Origin of the sequence: Kitasatospora sp. MAA19 (assembly GCF_029894125.1) — a bacterium.
GTDB lineage: Bacteria > Actinomycetota > Actinomycetes > Streptomycetales > Streptomycetaceae > Kitasatospora.
Genome location: NZ_JARXYZ010000033.1, coordinates 55,102 through 73,190, shown reverse-complemented (window position 1 = coordinate 73,190; position 18,089 = coordinate 55,102). Strand labels below are relative to the sequence as shown.

13 protein-coding genes are annotated in these 18,089 nt (G+C 73.6%); 9 read left to right on the top strand and 4 right to left on the bottom strand.

The features are described from left to right. The first annotated feature begins 127 nt into the window (after positions 1–127). The 5 genes from P3T27_RS33480 (at position 128) to P3T27_RS33460 (ending at position 6,961) form a co-directional block, all read left to right on the top strand. Positions 128–1,342 carry a cytochrome P450 gene (locus P3T27_RS33480; protein WP_280685034.1) on the top strand — a complete coding sequence of 405 codons (1,215 nt, stop codon included), beginning with the start codon at positions 128–130 and terminating at the stop codon, positions 1,340–1,342. A 252-nt stretch (positions 1,343–1,594) separates the two neighbouring features. Continuing rightward, positions 1,595–2,983: an ABC transporter substrate-binding protein gene (locus tag P3T27_RS33475; RefSeq protein ID WP_280685033.1), complete on the top strand. Its 1,389-nt coding sequence runs from the start codon at positions 1,595–1,597 to the stop codon at positions 2,981–2,983. 186 nt (positions 2,984–3,169) lie between these two features. Beyond that, a complete protein-coding gene (locus P3T27_RS33470; protein ID WP_280685032.1) occupies positions 3,170–4,192 on the top strand; it encodes a sugar ABC transporter permease in 1,023 nt (340 codons plus the stop codon). Next, positions 4,189–5,136, top strand: coding sequence for a carbohydrate ABC transporter permease (locus P3T27_RS33465; RefSeq protein WP_280685031.1), 948 nt, complete (start codon positions 4,189–4,191; stop codon positions 5,134–5,136). The genes P3T27_RS33470 and P3T27_RS33465 overlap by 4 nt, the downstream gene beginning before the upstream one ends. 310 nt (positions 5,137–5,446) lie before the next feature. After that, on the top strand, positions 5,447–6,961 hold the full coding sequence (locus P3T27_RS33460) for a DUF4173 domain-containing protein (protein ID WP_280685030.1): 1,515 nt from the start codon (positions 5,447–5,449) through the stop codon (positions 6,959–6,961). A gap of 162 nt (positions 6,962–7,123) precedes the next feature. Here the strand turns inward: P3T27_RS33460 and P3T27_RS33455 are convergent, their stop codons facing one another. Then, complete coding sequence (locus P3T27_RS33455; protein ID WP_280685046.1) at positions 7,124–8,665, bottom strand: MFS transporter; 1,542 nt, start codon at positions 8,663–8,665, stop codon at positions 7,124–7,126. 188 nt (positions 8,666–8,853) lie between these two features. Here P3T27_RS33455 and P3T27_RS33450 point away from each other — a divergent pair, with 188 nt between their 5' ends. From P3T27_RS33450 to P3T27_RS33440, 3 genes are all read left to right on the top strand, one after another. Further along, entirely contained in the window at positions 8,854–9,597 is a 744-nt protein-coding gene (locus P3T27_RS33450) for a TetR/AcrR family transcriptional regulator (protein ID WP_280685029.1), read from the top strand. Positions 9,598–9,736: 139 nt separating this feature from the next. Continuing rightward, positions 9,737–10,435, top strand: a complete 699-nt coding sequence (locus P3T27_RS33445) for a ribonuclease HII (protein ID WP_280685028.1) — start codon at positions 9,737–9,739, stop codon at positions 10,433–10,435. Positions 10,436–10,535: 100 nt separating this feature from the next. Further along, complete coding sequence (locus P3T27_RS33440) at positions 10,536–11,198, top strand: hypothetical protein (protein WP_280685027.1); 663 nt, start codon at positions 10,536–10,538, stop codon at positions 11,196–11,198. A 263-nt stretch (positions 11,199–11,461) separates the two neighbouring features. Here the strand turns inward: P3T27_RS33440 and P3T27_RS33435 are convergent, their stop codons facing one another. Then, positions 11,462–12,160: a hypothetical protein gene (locus P3T27_RS33435; RefSeq protein ID WP_280685026.1), complete on the bottom strand. Its 699-nt coding sequence runs from the start codon at positions 12,158–12,160 to the stop codon at positions 11,462–11,464. 359 nt (positions 12,161–12,519) lie between these two features. Then, a complete protein-coding gene (locus tag P3T27_RS33430; protein ID WP_280685025.1) occupies positions 12,520–14,715 on the bottom strand; it encodes a RecQ family ATP-dependent DNA helicase in 2,196 nt (731 codons plus the stop codon). Positions 14,716–14,943: 228 nt separating this feature from the next. Between P3T27_RS33430 and P3T27_RS33425 the strand changes: the two genes are divergently transcribed. Beyond that, positions 14,944–16,452, top strand: a complete 1,509-nt coding sequence (locus tag P3T27_RS33425) for a DUF4192 domain-containing protein (protein ID WP_280685024.1) — start codon at positions 14,944–14,946, stop codon at positions 16,450–16,452. A 61-nt stretch (positions 16,453–16,513) separates the two neighbouring features. Here the strand turns inward: P3T27_RS33425 and P3T27_RS33420 are convergent, their stop codons facing one another. After that, on the bottom strand, positions 16,514–17,827 hold the full coding sequence (locus P3T27_RS33420; RefSeq protein WP_280685023.1) for an alpha/beta fold hydrolase: 1,314 nt from the start codon (positions 17,825–17,827) through the stop codon (positions 16,514–16,516). Between the last annotated feature and the right edge of the window lie 262 nt (positions 17,828–18,089).

Here is an 18,089-nt window from a genome sequence, read left to right as displayed (position 1 = left end):
CCCCTGTCCTGCCCGAGCGTCCTGCCCGAGCGAAGGACCGAGTTCAAGGTCCGAGGTCAAGGACCGAGTTCAAGGGCCGAGTCCAAAGATCGAGTTCAAAGATCGAGTTCAAGGAGAACCGCCGCCGATGACCGCTGCCCCGGCCCCGATCGCCCTCGATCCGCTGGCCCGCGACAGTGCCGCCGAGGGCGCCCTGCTGCGGGCCGCCGGCCCGGTGGTGCCGGTCGAACTGCCCGGCGGTGTCGCCGCCTGGGCGGTGACCCGGCACGCCGAGGCCCGCGACCTGCTGACCGACGTCCGGCTGGTGAAGGACGCCGCGCACTGGGCGGCCTACCAGCGCGGCGAGGTCCCGAAGACCTGGCCGCTGATCGGTCTGGCGGTGCCCGGCCCGAGCATGGTGACCACGGACGGCGCCGAGCACCGGCGGCTGCGGGCGCTGGTGGCGCAGGCCTTCACCCCGCGCCGGGTGGAGCTGATGCGCCCCCGGGTCGAGCAGATCACCCACGCGCTGCTGGACGCCCTGGCGGCGGGGGAGCCGGTGGTGGACCTGAAGTCGGCCTTCGCCTTCCCGCTGCCGATGACGGTGATCTGCTCGCTGCTGGGCGTGCCGGAGTCCGACCACGGCGTGCTGCGGGACCTGTACGAGCGGTTCTTCGGCATCAAGCCCGACCCGGCGGGCATCCAGGCGACCGTCGCCGGGCTGAACGCCTTCGTCAACGACCTGGTGGCGCAGCGCCGTTCGGCGCCGGGCGACGACCTGGCGAGCGCGCTGCTGGCGGCGGACACCGAGGGCGGGGCGCTGACCGACGCGGAGGCGGCGGCCACCCTGCGGGTGATCATCGCGGCCGGCCACGAGACCACGGTGAACCTGATCGGCAACGCCGTACGGGCGCTGCTGGCGCACCCGGACCAGTTGGTGCTGGTGCGCTCGGGGCAGGTGTCCTGGGACGCGGTGGTCGAGGAGTCGCTCCGCTGGACGCCGCCGACCAGCAACTTCCTGTTCCGCTTCGCGGCGGCGGACATCGCGGTCGGCGACGCGGTGATCCCGGCGGGCGAGCCGGTGCTGATCTCGTACAACGCGATCGGCCGGGACCCGGCGCAGCACGGGCTGACGGCGGAGCTGTTCGACGTCACCCGGGACCCGACCCGCCACCTGTCCTTCGGTCACGGCCCGCACGTCTGCCCGGGCTCGCCGCTGGCGCGGTTGGAGGCGGGGGTCGCGCTGCCGGCGCTGTTCGCGCGGTTCCCGGGGCTGTCGCCGGCGGTGCCGGACGAGGACCTGCGGCCGAGCCCGTCGCTGGTGGTGAACAGCCTGCTGGAGCTGCCGGTCCGGCTGTACTGACGGATCGCCGCGGTACGGACCCGTCCGGGTTTCCGGGCGGGGCCGTCGGGTTGCCGCGGGGGGTTCCGGGGTCACAGTCGGGACACCGGCGGACGAAGGTCGACGTGGACCTTGGCGGCGGCTGGCGGCTGCGTTAACGTCGTCGGATCGGTTCGTCCGTCGCCCACCCGTGATCTCTGCACGCCCATCTCCGGTACAGCGCAATGTCGTTCAGCCCACAGCCGGCAGCACGCCCTGGCCAGGAGGACCGCATTGACCCTCAACCCGACCGTGCCGTCCAGGAGTTCCGGCCGCCGCCTGGTCGCCGTACCGGCCCTGCTGGCGGCGCTGGCCCTGACCGCGGCCTGTTCCAACAGCTCCGGCGGATCGGGGGGCGGTGGTGGCGCAGCGGCCCCGTCGCTGTCCGGTGACTGCGCCAAGTACCAGCCGTACGCCGGGCATTCGGGCACCACGGTGACGGTGTTCGCCTCGATCCTCAGCCCGGAGTCGGACAACCTGGAGAAGTCCTGGGCCGAGTTCGCCAAGTGCACCGGCATCAAGATCAGTTACGAGGGGTCGAACGACTTCGAGTCCCAGCTGCCGGTCCGGGTGGCCGGCGGCAACGCCCCGGACTTCGCGATCATCCCGCAGCCCGGGCTGCTGGCCCAGATGGTGAAGAGCGGCAAGGTGGTGAAGCCGCCCGCCCAGACGGTCGCCAACCAGGAGAAGTGGAGCCCGATCTGGAAGACCTACGGCTCCGTCAACGGCACCTTCTACGCGGCGCCGATGAGCGCCAACATGAAGTCGCTGGTCTGGTACTCGCCGAAGGCCTTCAAGACGGCCGGCTACGAGGTCCCGAAGACCTGGGCGGATCTGACGGCTCTCAGCGATCGGATCGCCAAGGCCGGCGGCGCCAAGCCCTGGTGCGGCGGCATCGCCTCGGGCACGGCCACCGGCTGGCCGGCCACCGACTGGCTGGAGGAGGTGGTGCTGGGCACGTACGGCGGTGACGTGTACGACCAGTGGGTCGGCCACCAGGTGAAGTTCTCGGACGAGAAGATCACCACGGCGATGAAGACCGTGGCCGGCTGGATGCAGAACCCGGCCTGGGTCAACGGCGGTTACGGCGACGTCAAGTCGATCGCCACCACCACCTTCCAGGACGCGGGCGCGCCGGTCCTCACCGGCAAGTGCGCCATGCTCCAGCAGGCGTCCTTCTACGAGGCGCAGTGGCCCAAGGGCACCAAGGTCGGCCCGGACGGCGACGTGTTCGCCTTCCACCTGCCCGCGGTGAATCCGGCGATCCCCAACCCGGTCGAGGGCGGCGGCGAGTTCCTGGCCGCCTTCTCCGGCCGGCCCGAGGTGCAGGCGGTGCAGAACTACCTGTCCAGCGCGGACTGGGCGAGCAGCCGGGTGCGGACCGCGACCGGCTGGGTCTCGGCCAACCAGGGCGTGGACAAGAGCCTGTACACCGACCCGATCGACCGGCTGTCGGCGGACGCGCTGACCGACCCGACGGCGACCTTCCGCTTCGACGGCTCCGACCTGATGCCGGCGGCCGTCGGCGCCGGGCAGGAGTGGAAGTCGCTGACCGCCTGGTTCGCCGAAGGGCAGTCGATCCAGAAGACCGCCGCCGACATCGACGCCGCCTGGCCGCAGTAGCCGCCGGGCCCGGGTCGGCGCCGGGCCCGGGCCGGCATCAGGCCCGAGCCGGCATCAGGCCCGGGCACGCGCCGGGCCCGCGCACGCGCCACCCGGCGCCTCCAGGACCACCTGTCGAGGGCGGTGCGGGGCCACCCACCCGCACCGCCCGCCCCCTTCCCACGAGAGCAGGAGGGACGCACAGCCATGTCCGTACCCGGAACCCCGTCCCCGGCCACCGCGCTCGCCACCGGCGCGTGGGGCGATGCGGCGGTCAAGTTCGGCAACAGCCTCGGCGCCGTCGCGGGCTTCCTCGGCATCCTCCTGCTGGTCTTCTTCGCCGCAGGCCGGGCCAGGGGCCGGCTCTCCCGCCCGCTGGCGGTGGCGGTGTTCCTCGGCCCGGCCGCGGTGCTGCTGCTGGTGGGCCTGGTCGTGCCGCTGATCCGGACGGTCTACCTGAGCCTGCAGAACGACGACGGCAGCCGGTTCGTCGGCGGCGAGAACTTCGGCTGGGCGTTCACCACCGACTCCGTGCAGAAGGTGCTGGTCAACACGCTGCTCTGGCTGGTGGTCGCGCCGCTGGTGGCGACCGGCCTGGGCCTGCTGCTGGCGCTGCTGGTGGACCGGATGCGCGGCCAGGCGGTGTACAAGTCGCTGATCTTCATGCCGATGGCGATCTCGCTGGTCGGTGCCTCGATCATCTTCAAGTTCGTCTACGAGTCGCGCGGGCCGGGGCAGCAGCAGATCGGCCTGCTCAGCCAACTAGCCATCGCGGTGGGCTGGGACGACCCCCCGAACTGGATGCTCTCGCAGCCGCTGAACACCTTCCTGCTGATGGCGGTGATGGTGTGGGTGCAGACGGGCTTCGCGATGGTGGTGCTGTCGGCGGCGATCAAGGCGATCCCGGACGAGGTCACCGAGGCGGCCCGGCTGGACGGGGCGCAGGGGGTGCGGCTGTTCTGGTACGTCACGGTGCCGATGATCCGCACCACGGTGGTGGTGGTGCTGACCACCATCATGATCATCACCCTGAAGGCCTTCGACATCGTCCGCACCATGACCGGCGGCAACTTCGGCACCCAGGTGCTGGCCAACGAGATGTACTCGCAGTCCTTCGTGCAGTTCAACACCGGGCGGGGCAGCGCCCTCGCGGTGATCCTCTTCCTCGCGGTGCTGCCGCTGGTGGCCTACAACATCGTTCAGCTGCGGAAGGAGCGGAGGGTCCGATGAGCGCTCGACACGGCAAGCCGACCCGCGCGATGAGCGCGCCGCACGCCAATCCGGTCCGGAAGGCCTTCAGCCGCCCGCTGGCCTCGGTCTTCGTCATCGCGGTGACCGTCCTGTGGACGATCCCGACGCTGGGTCTGCTGGTGACCTCGCTGCGCCCCAAACAGGACGTGACCTCGAACGGCTGGTGGAACGCGCTTCTCCACCCGGACCTCGGCCTGGGCAACTACCACACGGTGCTGTTCGAGGGCGGCTCGGGCGTCTCCACCGGGCTGATGCCGTTCCTGGTGAATTCGCTGGCGATCAGCGTCCCGGCCACCCTGTTCCCGCTGGTGCTGGCGGCGATGGCGGCGTACGGGCTGGCCTGGGTGCGGTTCCGGGGCAGCGACACGGTGTTCTTCGCGGTGTTCGCGCTCCAGGTGGTGCCGATCCAGATGGCGCTGATCCCGCTGCTGCGGCTGTTCTCCGGCGGCGCGCACCTGGGCTCGCTGACGCTGATCCCGGCGGTGGACCTGAAGGGCAGCTACGCGCCGGTCTGGCTGGCGCACACGATGTTCGCGCTGCCGCTGGCGGTGTTCCTGCTGCACAACTTCATCGCCCAGTTGCCGCGCGACCTGATGGAGGCGGCGGTGGTGGACGGCGCCTCGCACTTCAAGATCTTCCGCTCGATCGTGCTGCCGCTGTGCACCCCGGCGCTGGCCTCGTTCGCGATCTTCCAGTTCCTGTGGGTCTGGAACGACCTGCTGGTCGCGCTGACCTTCGCGGGCGGCACGCCGGAGGTGGCGCCGATGACGGTCCGGCTGGCGCAGCTGTCCGGATCCTTCGGCGGGCGGTGGGAGCTGCTGACGGCCGGGGCGTTCCTGTCGATCATCGTCCCGCTGATCGTCTTCTTCAGCCTGCAGCGGTACTTCGTCCGGGGGCTGCTGGCCGGGTCGGTGAAGGGGTAGCGAGGGGCGCGGGAGAGGGGCGCGGGCGAGGGCGAAGGGCCGGCGGTTGGGGCACCGTGGCCGGCCAGGGGTTTCTGAACCTGTTCAGAACTTATTTTTGAACTTGTTCAGAATGGTCTACAGTCGGCTGCAGCCGCGGCGCCGAGCGCGCCCGCCGGCGGACCGCCCCGAGGGCGGCTTCCGCATGCCCACCGACCACTGAGGGGGACCCATGTCCGGTCCGTCCACGCCCGCCCCGGCCGACCTGCCACCCGGACCCGGGCCTGCGCCAGGGCCGGTGCCCGCGCCCGGTCCGTCCTGGGGCGCCGGCATGCCCGCGCCGACGTCCACCTCGTGGCTGCGCCCCAGCGACCCCGAGCGCAAGGCGCCCGCCACGCCCCGGACCCTCCTCCTGGCCCTGTTCACCGGCCTGCTGACGGCCTGGCTGCTGTTCGACGGCCTGGGCGTCAACCTGCTGGTCTGCGCCGGGGTCACCGCCGTCGCGGCCGGCCTCGCTGCCCGGTCGGCGGGCCGCCGGATCCGGCCCTGGACGGCGGTGTGGAGCCTGCTGGCCGTCGCCCTGCTCGCCGTCCCGGCGCTCTGGGAGGCGGGCTGGCCGGTGACGCTGTCCGTCGTGTGCGCCCTGGGCCTGGCCTCGCTCGCGCTGCACGGCGGCAGCCGCTGGGCGGGCGTCCTGCTCGCCCTGCCCGCCATCGTCTGGCAGCTGCCGCCCGGCGTGCTCTGGGCGGTGGACGGGCTGCGCAGCCGGAGCCTGCCCGGCCGGGGCCGGATCGTCCCGGTGCTCAAGGCGCTCGCGGTCGCCGCCGTCCTGCTGACCGTCTTCGGCCTGCTGTTCGCCGGTGCGGACGCCGCCATGGCCGACCTGCTGAGCGGCCTCAGCCCCAGCCTCGACCTCGACGAGCTCCCGCTGCGCTCGGTGCTGTTCGCCCTCGGGGTGCTCACTGCCGTGGGCTTCGCCCACATCGCGGCCGGGCCGCGCCGCTGGGACCGTACGGTCGTCCGGCCGGGCCGGGCCCGCCGCCGGCTGGAGTGGGCGCTGCCGCTGGTCGCGCTCAACCTGATGTTCGGCACCTTCGCGGTGATCCAGGGCCTGGTGGTGCTCGGCGGCGCCGACGCCGTCCTGCGCACCACCGGGATGAGCCGCTCCGAGTACGCCCGGCAGGGCTTCTGGCAGCTGAGCGTGATCACCGCGCTCACCCTGGTCGTGGTGGCGGTCGCCAAGCGCTGGGCCCCGCGCAGCACGCCGGCCGACCGCCGGGTGGCTCGGATCCTGCTCGGCGCGCTCTGCCTGCTCGCCCTGGTCGTGGTCGCCTCGGCACTCGGCCGGATGTGGTTCTACGTCGACGCCTCCGGGCTGACCCGGCTGCGGCTCTGGGTGCTGGTGGTCGAGGGCTGGCTCGGCGTGGTCCTCCTGTTGCTGATCACCGCCGGGCTGACCCGCTCGGCCGGCTGGCTGCCGCGCGTCGTCGTCCTCAGCGGCATGCTCACGGTCGCGGTGTACGGGCTGATGGGCCCGGACGCGATCATCGCCGAGCAGAACGTCGCCCGCTTCGAGCGGACCGCCCAGATCGACCTGCGCAACGTCCGCGGCCTCTCGCCGGACGCCGTCCCCGCGCTGGACCGGCTCCCCGGCGTCGAGCGGACCTGCGCGCTGCAGCTGATCCACGACGGGCTGGAGCACCACCCGAGGCCCTGGTACGCCACCAGCGCCTCCGCCGCCCGGGCCCGGGAGATCCTGGCGCAGCGGCCGCCGGCGGACCACTGGGCGAACGGGCGCACCTCCTGCGAGCAGGCCGGCCTGACGTACGAGAACCTCTGGCCGTGACGGCGGGTCGGTCGTGACGGCGGCCGGTCTGACGGAGACCGGTCCTGACACGGGTCGGGAAACGGCCGGGCCGGCCGGGAGCGTGCTGCTCCCGGCCGGCCCGGTGTGGTGCTGTGTGGTGCGGTGCTGTGCGGTGTGGTGCGGTGCGTCTCGGTGGGGGGCTCAGTGCATCGCGACGCCGGAGGCGCCGCTCGGCAGGTCGCTGGCCTTGGCCTTGACCACGAAGACCGCGACCACCAGCGCCACCCCGGCGAGCACGGCGCCCACGATGAAGCCGTGCGAGATGCCCTGGGTGAGGACCGAGTTGGCGGCGTCGGTGCCCTTCGGGAACTCGTGGTGCTGCTGGAGGTAGGCCAGCTGGTCCGGAGTGGCCGACTGCAGGAACTTCGGCTGCTGGATCTTGCCCTCGGCGGTGGCGTAGTGGGCGAAGACCGTGGTCAGGATCGACAGGCCGAGCGAACCACCGATCTGCTGCATCGAGTTGAGCAGGCCGGACGCGGCGCCGGTCTCCTGGCCGGGGACGCCCGCGACCGCGAGCAGCATCACCGGGACGAAGATCAGGCCCATGCCGAAGCCGAAGATGACCGTGGGGCCGAGCACCCCGTCCAGGTAGCCGCTGTCCTTGCTCATCTGGGTCAGCCAGGTGAGGCCGACGGTGACGAGCAGCGCGCCGCCCGCCATGAACGGCTTCGGGCCGTACTTGGCCTGGAGGGTGGAGGCGATTTGCGCGGCGATGATGATCGACACGCTGATCGGGAGGAAGGACACGCCGGCCTTCAGCGGGCTGTAGCCCAGCGGGCCCTGCACGAAGAGGGTGATGTAGAAGAAGATGCCGAACATGGCGGCGGCCAGGCAGAGCATCATCACCAGGCCGCCGGTGCGGTTGCGGTTGGCGAGCAGGTGCAGCGGGGTGATCGGCTGGTCGGTGCGGTTCTCGATCACGACGAACGCGGCGAGCAGCAGCACGCCGGCCGCGAAGGAGCCGAGCGTGATGCTGTCCGACCAGCCGTCGGAGGCGGCCCGGATGAACCCGTAGACCAGGCCGACCAGGCCCAGTGTCGAGGTGAATGCGCCCGGCAGGTCGAAGCGGCCCGCGTGGCGCTCGGACTCGGCGATGTAGCGCGGCGCGGCGAGCGCGATCAGCGCCGCGATCGGCACGTTGACGAAGAAGACCCAGCGCCAGTCGAGGTATTCGGTGAGCAGACCGCCGGCCAGCAGACCGATCGCGGCACCGGACCCGGCCACCGCCGAGAACACGCCGAACGCCCTGTTGCGTTCCGGCCCTTCCTCGAAGTTGGTGGCGATCAGGGCGAACGCCGTCGGTGAACAGATCGCGCCGCCGATGCCCTGGAGCGCGCGGGCGGCCAGCAGCATGCCGCCGTCCTGGGCGAAGCCGCCCAGCAGGGAGGCGAAGCCGAACAGCAGGGTGCCGAAGATGAACACCCGGCGGCGGCCGAGGATGTCGCCCGCGCGCCCGCCGAGCAGCAGCAGCCCGCCGAAGGTCAGCGTGTAGGCGTTGATGACCCACGACAGGTTGGTGGTCGAGAAGTTCAGCGCGTCCCTGATCTGCGGCAACGCGATGTTCACGATGGTGGCGTCGAGCACCACCATCAGCTGCGTGGCCGCGATGACGGTCAGGGTGATGCCCTTGCCCCGGCCTTGGCTGCCTTGCGGTGGTGAGTTCTTGCTGAGCGTGTCGGAGATAGCCACGATTGTGCCCCCTGCTGGCTATGTGCCTGGCTGTGTGCCGTGTGCTTCGTACGCTGCGGACCGACTGGTCCGGCGTGGGCCCGCAGGCTGGCGCGGGCCTAGGAAGGAACGGGATCGTTCACTAATGTGGACGATATCCTGGACCAAATTGTGAACGCAAGCGTTCCCTAAGGATGGTGGCGATGGATCGGTTGGTGCGGCGCCTGACGGCGGACCGGGCGGCCGGGCGGGCGGGCGCCCGCCCGCCAGAGGCGGCGGACGCGCCCCCGTCGCCCAGGGCGCCCTCGGGAGCGGCGCCGGATCCGGCGGCTCACTGCCCGATGCGGGTCGCCAGGGAGGCCCTCGCGCGGCCGGTGCGGCGGCGGGGGAAGGAGCTGGAGAACGCGATCTTCGAGGCCACGCTCGACCAGCTCACCTCCGGCGGATACGCGCGGCTGACGATGGAAGGTGTCGCCGGCGCGGCACGGACCGGGAAGGCCGCGCTCTACCGGCGCTGGGCGTCCAAGGACGAACTGGTCATCGACGCCCTGGACTCCACTCTCCCACGCCCCTACGACACCTCCGACCTGGGGTCCGCCCAGCTCGAATTGCGCCAGCTCATCGAGGTGTTCACGGGCGCGATGAACTCCCCGACGGGCGCCGCCATCCAGGCGCTGATGGGCGAGATCGACCATGAACGGGCCGAGGTCTTCAAGGACTTCATCGTCCAGCGGGTGATCGAGCCGACCAAGGAGACCATCCTGGCGATCCTGCGCCGTGGCGCCGAACGCGGCGACGTCCGGCCCGGCGCGGCCACCGCGCTGGTCGCGGATGTCGTCCCGGCGATGCTGCTCTACCAGGTGAAGATCTGCGGCCGGCAGAACATGGGGCCGGACTTCGGGGCCCGGCTGGTGGACGAGGTGCTGCACCCGCTGATCCGCGCCTGAGCGCGGTGCGGGCGGGTTCTGAGCGCGGTGCGGGCGGGTTCTGGGTGGGTGCGGGTGGGTTCGGGCGGCTGCGGGGAGGTGCCCGGTGGTCGGACGGCGGGGATTAGGCTGGAGGCTGCCCAGCTGAACGGAAACCGCGATGCCCATCGTCCCGCCGACGCACTCCGTCGAGCGCTCGCTCCGCCGGGCCGGCGCCAGGATCGTCGTCGGCCTGGACGAGGTCGGGCGCGGTGCCTGGGCCGGCCCGGTCACCGTGGGCGCGGCCGTCACCGGCCTGCGCAAGGCCCCGGAGGGGCTGACCGACTCCAAGCTGCTCACCGAGCTGCGCCGCCGCGCGCTCGCCCCGCTCCTCGCCGACTGGGTCACCGCGTACGCGCTCGGCCACGCCTCGCCGCAGGAGTGCGACGAGCTCGGCATGACGGCGGCGCTGCGACTGGCCGCCGTCCGGGCCCTGGAGGCGCTGCCGGTCGAGCCCGACGCGGTGATCCTGGACGGCAAGCACGACTACCTGGGCGGCCCCTGGCGGGTGCGCACGGTGATCAAGGGTGACCAGTCCTGCATCTGCGTCTCCGCCGCCTCCGTGCTCGCCAAGGTCCACCGTGACGGGCTGATGGCCGAACTCGGCGAGGAGCGGCCGGAGTACGGCTTCGCGGACAACGCCGGCTACCCGTCCCCGGTGCACCGCGCCGCGCTGGAGGAGTTCGGCCCGACCGAGCACCACCGGCTCTCCTGGGCGTACCTGGACGGGCTGCCGAAGTGGCGGCACCTGAAGCGCGTCCGGGACGTCGCGGGTGCGGCCGAAGACTCCGCCGACGAACAGTTGACGCTCGGTTTCTGACGGTCCGTCTGGAATTGCCTGGGTGGGGGAGGTGGGTGTCCGGTGCCCAAGGGGTGGGGCGCCCGTGCGCGTTCGACCGGCATTTGATAGATATCCGGGTATGCCTGTCTTCCCCGAGGAGTCGGAGATTCACGAGAGCCTCCCGGGCCCCGGCGTTCCCTTCCCCCGCGAGTCGGACGCACAAGCCCTCCGCGCGCCTGCCAGCAGCGGCGCGACTTCCACCGTACCCACCACCGTCGCCGCCGCTCCGGTGCCCGGCCCCCGCCCGGCACCTCCGCGTCCGGCACCCCCGCGCGCCGACCGTCCCGGTCCGCCGCGGCAGATCCCCAGGCCCGGACCGGCGCCGCGCCGTCCGGCCGCCGCCGCATCGCAGGTCGAGACCCAGCGCGTCGCCGTCCCCGCTGCGCAGGCGCTGGAGCGCGCCGACGACCTGGTCGACCGGCTGCTCGACGCCGGCCGCAACCCGGGCGACATCCTGGTGCTGACGGTCGGTGAGGCCCACCCCTGGCAGCAGCACGAGCTCTCCTTCGGCGAGGAGCGCTACTGGGCGCAACTCGCCGAGGGCGGGGACGTGTTCTACGCGGACGTCGCGCTGACCCGGCCGGTGCACCGAGAGGTGGTCGTCCTGGTGCTCAACGGCGGGCCGGCCGCCCGGGCCGCCGAGGCCCACACCAAGGCGCTCGGCCACGCGACCGCGCTGCTCGTGGTCTGCGGCGACCCGGCCCAGCTGCCGCCGGCCCGGCTCACACCCGGTCGGGCGTAACCGCGCCCGGCCGGGCGGCCGGCCGGCGCCTGACCACGGCTGAGCCACCCCGGGCCCGGCGCCGTACGGCGCCGGGCCCGGGGTCGGTCGTACCCCGGTGACGGCGAGGGCTTTCGGCTCCCGGGACGCGGGTCGTGGGGGCAGCGGTGCGCGGGGTCGGTCGGGCCGTGACCCCGGCTTCGGTCGTGGCGTCGGCTCGTACGCGGGTGCCTGGGGCCTGTGCCTGTGTCTGTGCCTGTGCCGTGTGCCCGGTGTCGTCGGGGTCAGCGGGTGCCGGTGCGCCGGGCCGGCTGGACAGCAGCGACCCGCGTCGGGGGGCACGGGTGTTCGGGCGGGCGGGAGTGCTGGGCCCGCTCGGCTGCCTGGTGCCGGGCACGCTGGCCGCGCGAGGCGTCCAGCGCCGAGCGCGGCGGCAGTTCCGTCACGGTGTGCACCGGCCCGTCCGCCCACGACCCCGCGTGCGGGTTGCGTCCGCTCCGGCCGTCCCCGAGGAGCTGCCAGCCCGCCGGGGTGAGTCCGATGTAGGAGCCGCAGCGCAGCCCGTGCAGGCCGGCCGCGTCCCGCAGCGCCCACATCCAGGCGCCGTCCTGTTCCGTCCAGCCGGGTGCGCCCTCGCGGCAGCGCAGCAGCACGGCCGTTCGGGTCGGTCGGGCCAGCCGCAGGTCGTGCGGGGTGATCTGGCGCAGGTGCGTGAGCAGGGCGTTGCGGTGGTGCCAGCCGTCGGTGTCGTGTGGCCAGGGCGTGAACGAGGCCGAGGCGGCCAGGTGGTGCAGCGCGTCGAGGACGGCGACCACGACCGTGCCCGGCTGGGGCAGGTGGCGCTGGTGCAGTTCCAGGACGAACTCGCGCGGGTCGCGCAGCAACGGGATCCCCGAGGCGGTCCAGGTCTCCAGGTCCAGCAGCCGTCTGGGCGCCGAACTCCGGGCGAGGGGATGCTGACCTCGGCCGATACCGTTGATCACGATCCTCCTTCCTGACCCACGGGCACGCGGGTACGCGGGTACGCCGAAGGCCGGGTCCAGCGGACAGGGTTTCGGGTACGCGCCAATTCTCGTGGCATAGGGGGTGGAGCGGCAACGATGAAATGATGAACGCCACCCGAGGGCCCATGTTTCGACGGATATGTTCCACCGCTCTCCGAGCGGCGCTCGGGCGGCCTCGGACCTTGATCCAGGCCGCGTGCAGGCTTTGGTGAACCGTCATCGGCACGGTGACCACTCCTTTCCCCGGTCGGGTGTCCCGCGAGTTCGCGGTGGGGCCGTCTTCTCCCTTCGTTAGGCCATTCGAGTGAGTGTCGGGGCGGCGGTCGACGGCCGCCCGCTCACCCCTGCACAGCCAGCACCAAGGGCAACACCGCGCTCGCTCCGGCGCGGCGCAGCAACCTGGCGGCCACGGTGACCGTCCAGCCCGAATCGACGAGGTCGTCCACCAGCAGCACCGGCCCGCCGGCTCCGGCCACCGTCTGCGCCACCTCCGGCGGCAGCGTCAGCGCCCCGGCCAGCGAGTGCAGTCGCTGGGCGCTGTTGCTGCGCGCGCCGTGCGGCGGCCGACCGCCGGCGTACTCGATCCGGCCGAGCAGCGGCAGCCGCCCGATCTCGGCGATCCGCGCACCGAGGCTGCCGACCAGCTGGGGGCGGGTCGAGGAGGTCATGGTCACCACGCCGACCGGCCGGTCCAGCCGGGTGCCGTCCGCCGTCTCGGGCCCGGCCCACCCGCCCGGGCCGCGCGCCCAGTCGGCGAGCACCGCGACCAGGGCGTCCACCGCCTCCCCGGGCACCGGCACGTCCGGGGCCTGGTCGGCGAGCAGGGCGCGCAGCCGGTTGCCCCAGCCGATGTCGGACAGCCGGCCGAGTGCCCGCCCGTTCTCGGCCTGCTCGCCCGCCGGGATCCGCCCCTTGAGCGGCACGCCGAGGGCGTCCATCCCGGTGGGCCAGAGCCGGCGCGGCTCGAAACTGACGCCCGGGCGTCCGAGGGCGGCCCGGGCCGCGTCCAGCACCTCGGCGGAGACCTCGGGGGTGTGCAGCGGCCCCGCGCAGTTGTCGCACCGGCCGCACGGCCGGGCCTGGTCGTCGTCCAGCTGGCGGCGCAGGAACTCCATCCGGCAGCCGGTGGCCGCAGCGTACTCGCGCATCGCCCGCTGCTCGGCCTCGCGGGAGGCCGCGACCTTGGCGTACCGGGCGGTGTCGTACGCCCAGCTCTGCCCGGTGGCCGTCCAGCCGCCCTTGACCCGGCGGACGGCGCCGTCCACGTCGAGCACCTTGAGCATGGTCTCCAGCCGGGTGCGGCGCAGGTCCACCCGGGGTTCCAGCGCGGCGGTGGACAACGGGCGGCCGGCCTCGGCCAGCGCGTCGATGGTGCGGCGCACCTGCTCCTCCGGCGGGAAGGCCAGCGAGGCGAAGTAGCGCCAGATCGCCTCGTCCTCGCGCCCGGGCAGCAGCAGCACCTCGGCCCGGTCGACGCCGCGCCCGGCCCGGCCGACCTGCTGGTAGTAGGCGATCGGCGAGCTGGGCGAGCCGAGGTGCACGACGAAGCCGAGGTCGGGCTTGTCGAAGCCCATGCCCAGCGCGGAGGTGGCGACCAGCGCCTTGACCCGGTTGGCCAGCAGGTCGGCCTCGGCGGTGCGGCGCTCGGCGTCCTCCGTCCGGCCGGAGTAGGAGGCCACCGGGAAGCCCCGCTCGCGCAGGAAGGCCGTCACCTCCTCGGCGGCGGCCACCGTCAGGGTGTAGACGATGCCGGAGCCCGGGAGCCGGTCGAGGTGGTCGGCCAGCCAGGCCAGCCGGTGCGCCGGGTCGGGCAGGGCCAGCACGCCCAGGGTGAGACTTTCCCGGTCGAGCGGCCCGCGCAGCACCAGGGCGCGCTCGTCGGTGCTGCCGGTGCCGAGCTGCTCGGCGACGTCCGCGGTGACCCGGGCGTTGGCGGTGGCGGTGGTGGCCAGCACCGGAACGCCGGGCGGCAGCTCGGCGAGCATCGTGCGCAGCCGGCGGTAGTCGGGGCGGAAGTCGTGGCCCCAGTCCGAGATGCAGTGGGCCTCGTCGACCACCAGCAGGCCGGTGGAGGCGGCGAGCTTGGGCAGCACCTGGTCGCGGAAGTCGGGGTTGTTCAGCCGCTCGGGGCTGACCAGCAGGACGTCGACCTTCCCGGCGGAGACCTCGGCCTGGACCTCGTCCCACTCGTCGGTGTTGGCCGAGTTGATCGTCCGGGCGTGGATGCCGGCCCGGGCGGCCGACTCGACCTGGTTGCGCATCAGGGCGAGCAGCGGGGAGACGATCACCGTCGGCCCGGCGCCCCGGGCCCGGAGCAGGGCGGTGGCGATGAAGTAGACCGCGGACTTCCCCCAGCCGGTGCGCTGCACGACCAGGGCGCGGCGGTGGTCGACCACCAGGGCCTCGATGGCCGTCCACTGGTCCTCGCGCAGGGCGGCGCCGGGCCCGGCGAGCTCGCGCAGGACGGCCTCGGCCCGCGCCCGGACCTCGGCGCGGTCGGCGGTGGCGGTGGTGTGGTTCTCGGGCTGCTGCATGGCGTCCATGTAACCCCGAGCCGCCGACAAGGGGCGAATGCCGGGGCTGCGGGAGAGGTAGAGACCGGATGTATTTCATCCGTTCTTCCGCTGAACGGCCGTCAACTTTCACTCGGAGGAGTGGGCGCGGCGTGCTCCGAATGAGTGAGGCGGAAAACGAGGCCGGGGTTATCCACAGGAAAAGAGAAAAATCTGGCACGGCTTTCGGATTGAGCCACGCTTCCGGTCATGAACGCCATGAACAACGAACACGTCATCCTGTCCCTCGGCCCGGCCTCCGGTCACCGGCCGGTCACCATGCGCGGTCCGGCCGACATGGCCGAGCTGCTGCCCTACCTCCTGGGGTTCTACCCCGACGACAGCATCGTCGCGGTCGGCCTCCAGGGGCCCGACCTGCACCAGGGCGGAGTGATCCGGGCGGACGTCCCGGAGTCGCCCGCGCAGTGGCCGGCCGCGGCGGACGAGACGGCCGCCCTGCTGGTCGCCCTCTCCGAGCGGCACGGCGAGCGGCCGGTCCAGGTGCTCCTCTACCTCTGCCAGGATCCGACCACGGCGCACGCCCCTCCGGTGGTGGACGGCCTGCGGCCGCTCGCGGACGACCTCCGGGCGGCCTTCGGGCGCAGGGGGGTGGCCGTCAAGGAGTCGCTCTGCGTCTCGGACGGCCGCTGGTGGTCCTTCCTCTGCCGCCGTGCCGGGTGCTGCGATCCGGCGGGCAACCCGATCCGCCGGGCCCCCGGCCCGGGCCCGGCGGCGGCCGCCGCGGCCTTCGCGGGCCTCGCGCCGCGCGGCAGCCGGAAGGCGATCATCGGCGGGCTGGCCCCGATCGGCCCGCCGGGGGCGGACGCCCAGCGTGCGGCGCTCGCCCGGGCCGAGGCGGCCGAGGCCGCTGAGCGCGCCGGGTCCGCCGCCGTCGCCCGGGAGCGGGGCGCCGAACTGCTCGACCAGGCCTTCGCCGAGTTCGCGGCCGGAGCCCGGGAGCTGGACGACGATCGGGCGGCCCGGGTGCTGGTCGCCCTGCGGGACCGCCACACCCGGGATCGCGGTGTCGAGTACACCCGGCCCGCCGAGCTCGCGCCCGCCGAACGGCTCTGGCGCTTCCTCGCCCGGCGCGCCGTGCCGCCCTACGAGGGCTGCGCGGTGGCCCCGCTCACCCTGCTGGCCTGGGCCTCCTGGGTGGCGGGGGACACGGCGACGGCCCGCGTCGTGCTCGGCCACGTCCTCCGGCTCGACCCGTCCTATCTGCTGGCCGAGCTGCTGTACGAGTCGTTGAACGACGGCATGGCGCCCGACGCGCTGCTCGCGGCGGTCGAGGCGCAGCGGCGGAGGCGCGAGGAGGACGGGCCCGTACCGGCGCGGACCGACGCACCGGGGCCGGCGCCCGCCGCGGGCCCGGGCGGCGGCCCGGGCGGCCACGGTGGGCGGCCCGGCCCGGCGGGGGCCGCGCGGCGCCGCCGGAAGGCCTCGAAGGCCTCGAAGGCCGCACAGGCCGCAGCGGCCGAGCGCGGCCCCGTCGGTCCTGTCGGCCCCGCCGAAGCGGCGCCGGGGCCGGGCGATCCGGGGCCGGTAGCCTTGCTGCCGGCGCCCGGGTGGGTTCCGGCGTCCCGGGAGCGGTCGGCCCGCGGACTGCGGCTCGGTCGGGCGGCGGCGTGCCGGTCGGCCGCCGCACCGTCGGCCGCCGGGCGGCACCGCTGCCGGGGCGTCCGTCGGGCGGCGAGGGGAGCCCGCCATGCGCGCTGACCTCGCGGGGCGCCCGTCGAGGGCGGTCCGGAGCCTCGCCGCCGTGCCCGGCCGGGCTCCGCTACGCCTCGCCGTGCGCCATCTTGATCAGGCGGTCGAGCACCGTGCCGCCGCTCGCCCGCAGGCCGTCGTGCTCCCACTCGTTGGTGATCCAGGTCCGCACGCCGCGCACCGCGCGGGCGGTCTCCAGCGAATCGGCGGTCTCCACGTACATGTCGTCGTGGTAGACCGCCGCCACGACGGGCACCGTGTTGGCCGCCAGCCGCGCCGGGTCGTACAGGTCCGGCCAGTCGGTGCGGGCGGCCAGCAGGTCCGCGGTCTCCTTCAGCGGGCGCAGCGCCGGGTCGGTGTCGAACATCCAGGGGTAGATCATCTCCCCGGTGAACAGCACCGGCGAGTCGGAGTCCAGCGCGGCCCGGGCGTCGAACTGCGGGAACTCCTTGCGGACCCGCTCGGCCGACCAGGCGGTGCCGCCCTGGTCCACCGAGCGCTGGCCGTAGATCGACTCGTGCAGCACGGCGTACAGCGGGCCCTCCGCGAAGGAGAGCCTGGCCTGGACACCGGCCAGGAAGGTGTCGGACAGCTCGGGGCCGGCCGCGCCGTCCACCCAGGCCTCCTCCAGCAGGTAGTGCAGGGTGCCGGAGCCGCTGCCGCCGCCGAGCATCAGCCCGAGGGCCTGGAACGCCTCGACGGTCAGCAGCCCGCCGTCGGGCAGGGTGGCGGGGGTGGCGGCGAGGTGCGCGGCGATCCGTCGTACCGCCTCGACGTCCTGCGGGAACCTGGCGTAGTGGTCCTCGTTCTTGCGGGCGACCCGCGGGTAGGCGGCGCGGTAGACGTCGTCCGCCGAACTGCCGAGGCCGGCCAGGCCGCCGGTGACGAAGGCCTCGGTCAGGCCCTCGGGAGCGATGGAGAGGTAGGTGAGGATGCAGAAGCCGCCGAAGCTCTGGCCGAGCACGCTCCAGCGCCGGTCCGCGCCGAGCAGCTGGTGGCGGATCAGCTCGGCGTCCCGCACGATCGAGTCCGCGCGGAAGTGCGCCAGGTAGTCGGCCTGTTCCTGGGCGCCGCCGCGCCGGGCGAGAGTCTGCCGGGTCGCGGGCGTGGACCGGCCGGTGCCGCGCTGGTCGAGCAGGAGCACCCGGTAGTCGTCGAGGGCGCGTTCCAGCCAGGCGTCCCGGCCGAGCGGGCGGGCGGCCTTGCCGCCGGGCCCGCCCTGGAGGAAGAGCAGCCACGGCAGGTCGGCCTGCTCGCGGCCGGCGGCCACCACCTCCCGGGCGTACACCTCGATCCGCTCGCCCTGCGGGGTGGCGTGGTCGAGGGGGAGTCGGAAGACGTGGTCGGTCGTGACAATCCCGGGCAGCCGGCTGACGGTGGACATGCAACTCCTCGGTCTCTGCTGGTCACAGCGGTCACGTCGCGGCTCACGGGGTCACCGGGTGCGGGCGCCGCGACCCCCGCACCGTATCCTGGCCGCGGTCGGGCGCCGGTTCGACGGCCACCGTCCACTCGATCAGGCATGCGGGGGCGGGTCGGGGTGGTCCTCGCGGCAGGCCCCGGACCTGGGGCGCAGCGGCCGCCGCCCGGCGGCGAGCCTGCGACGCCGCCCTGGTGACGGCCCGACTGTGACGGCCCGAGGGCTG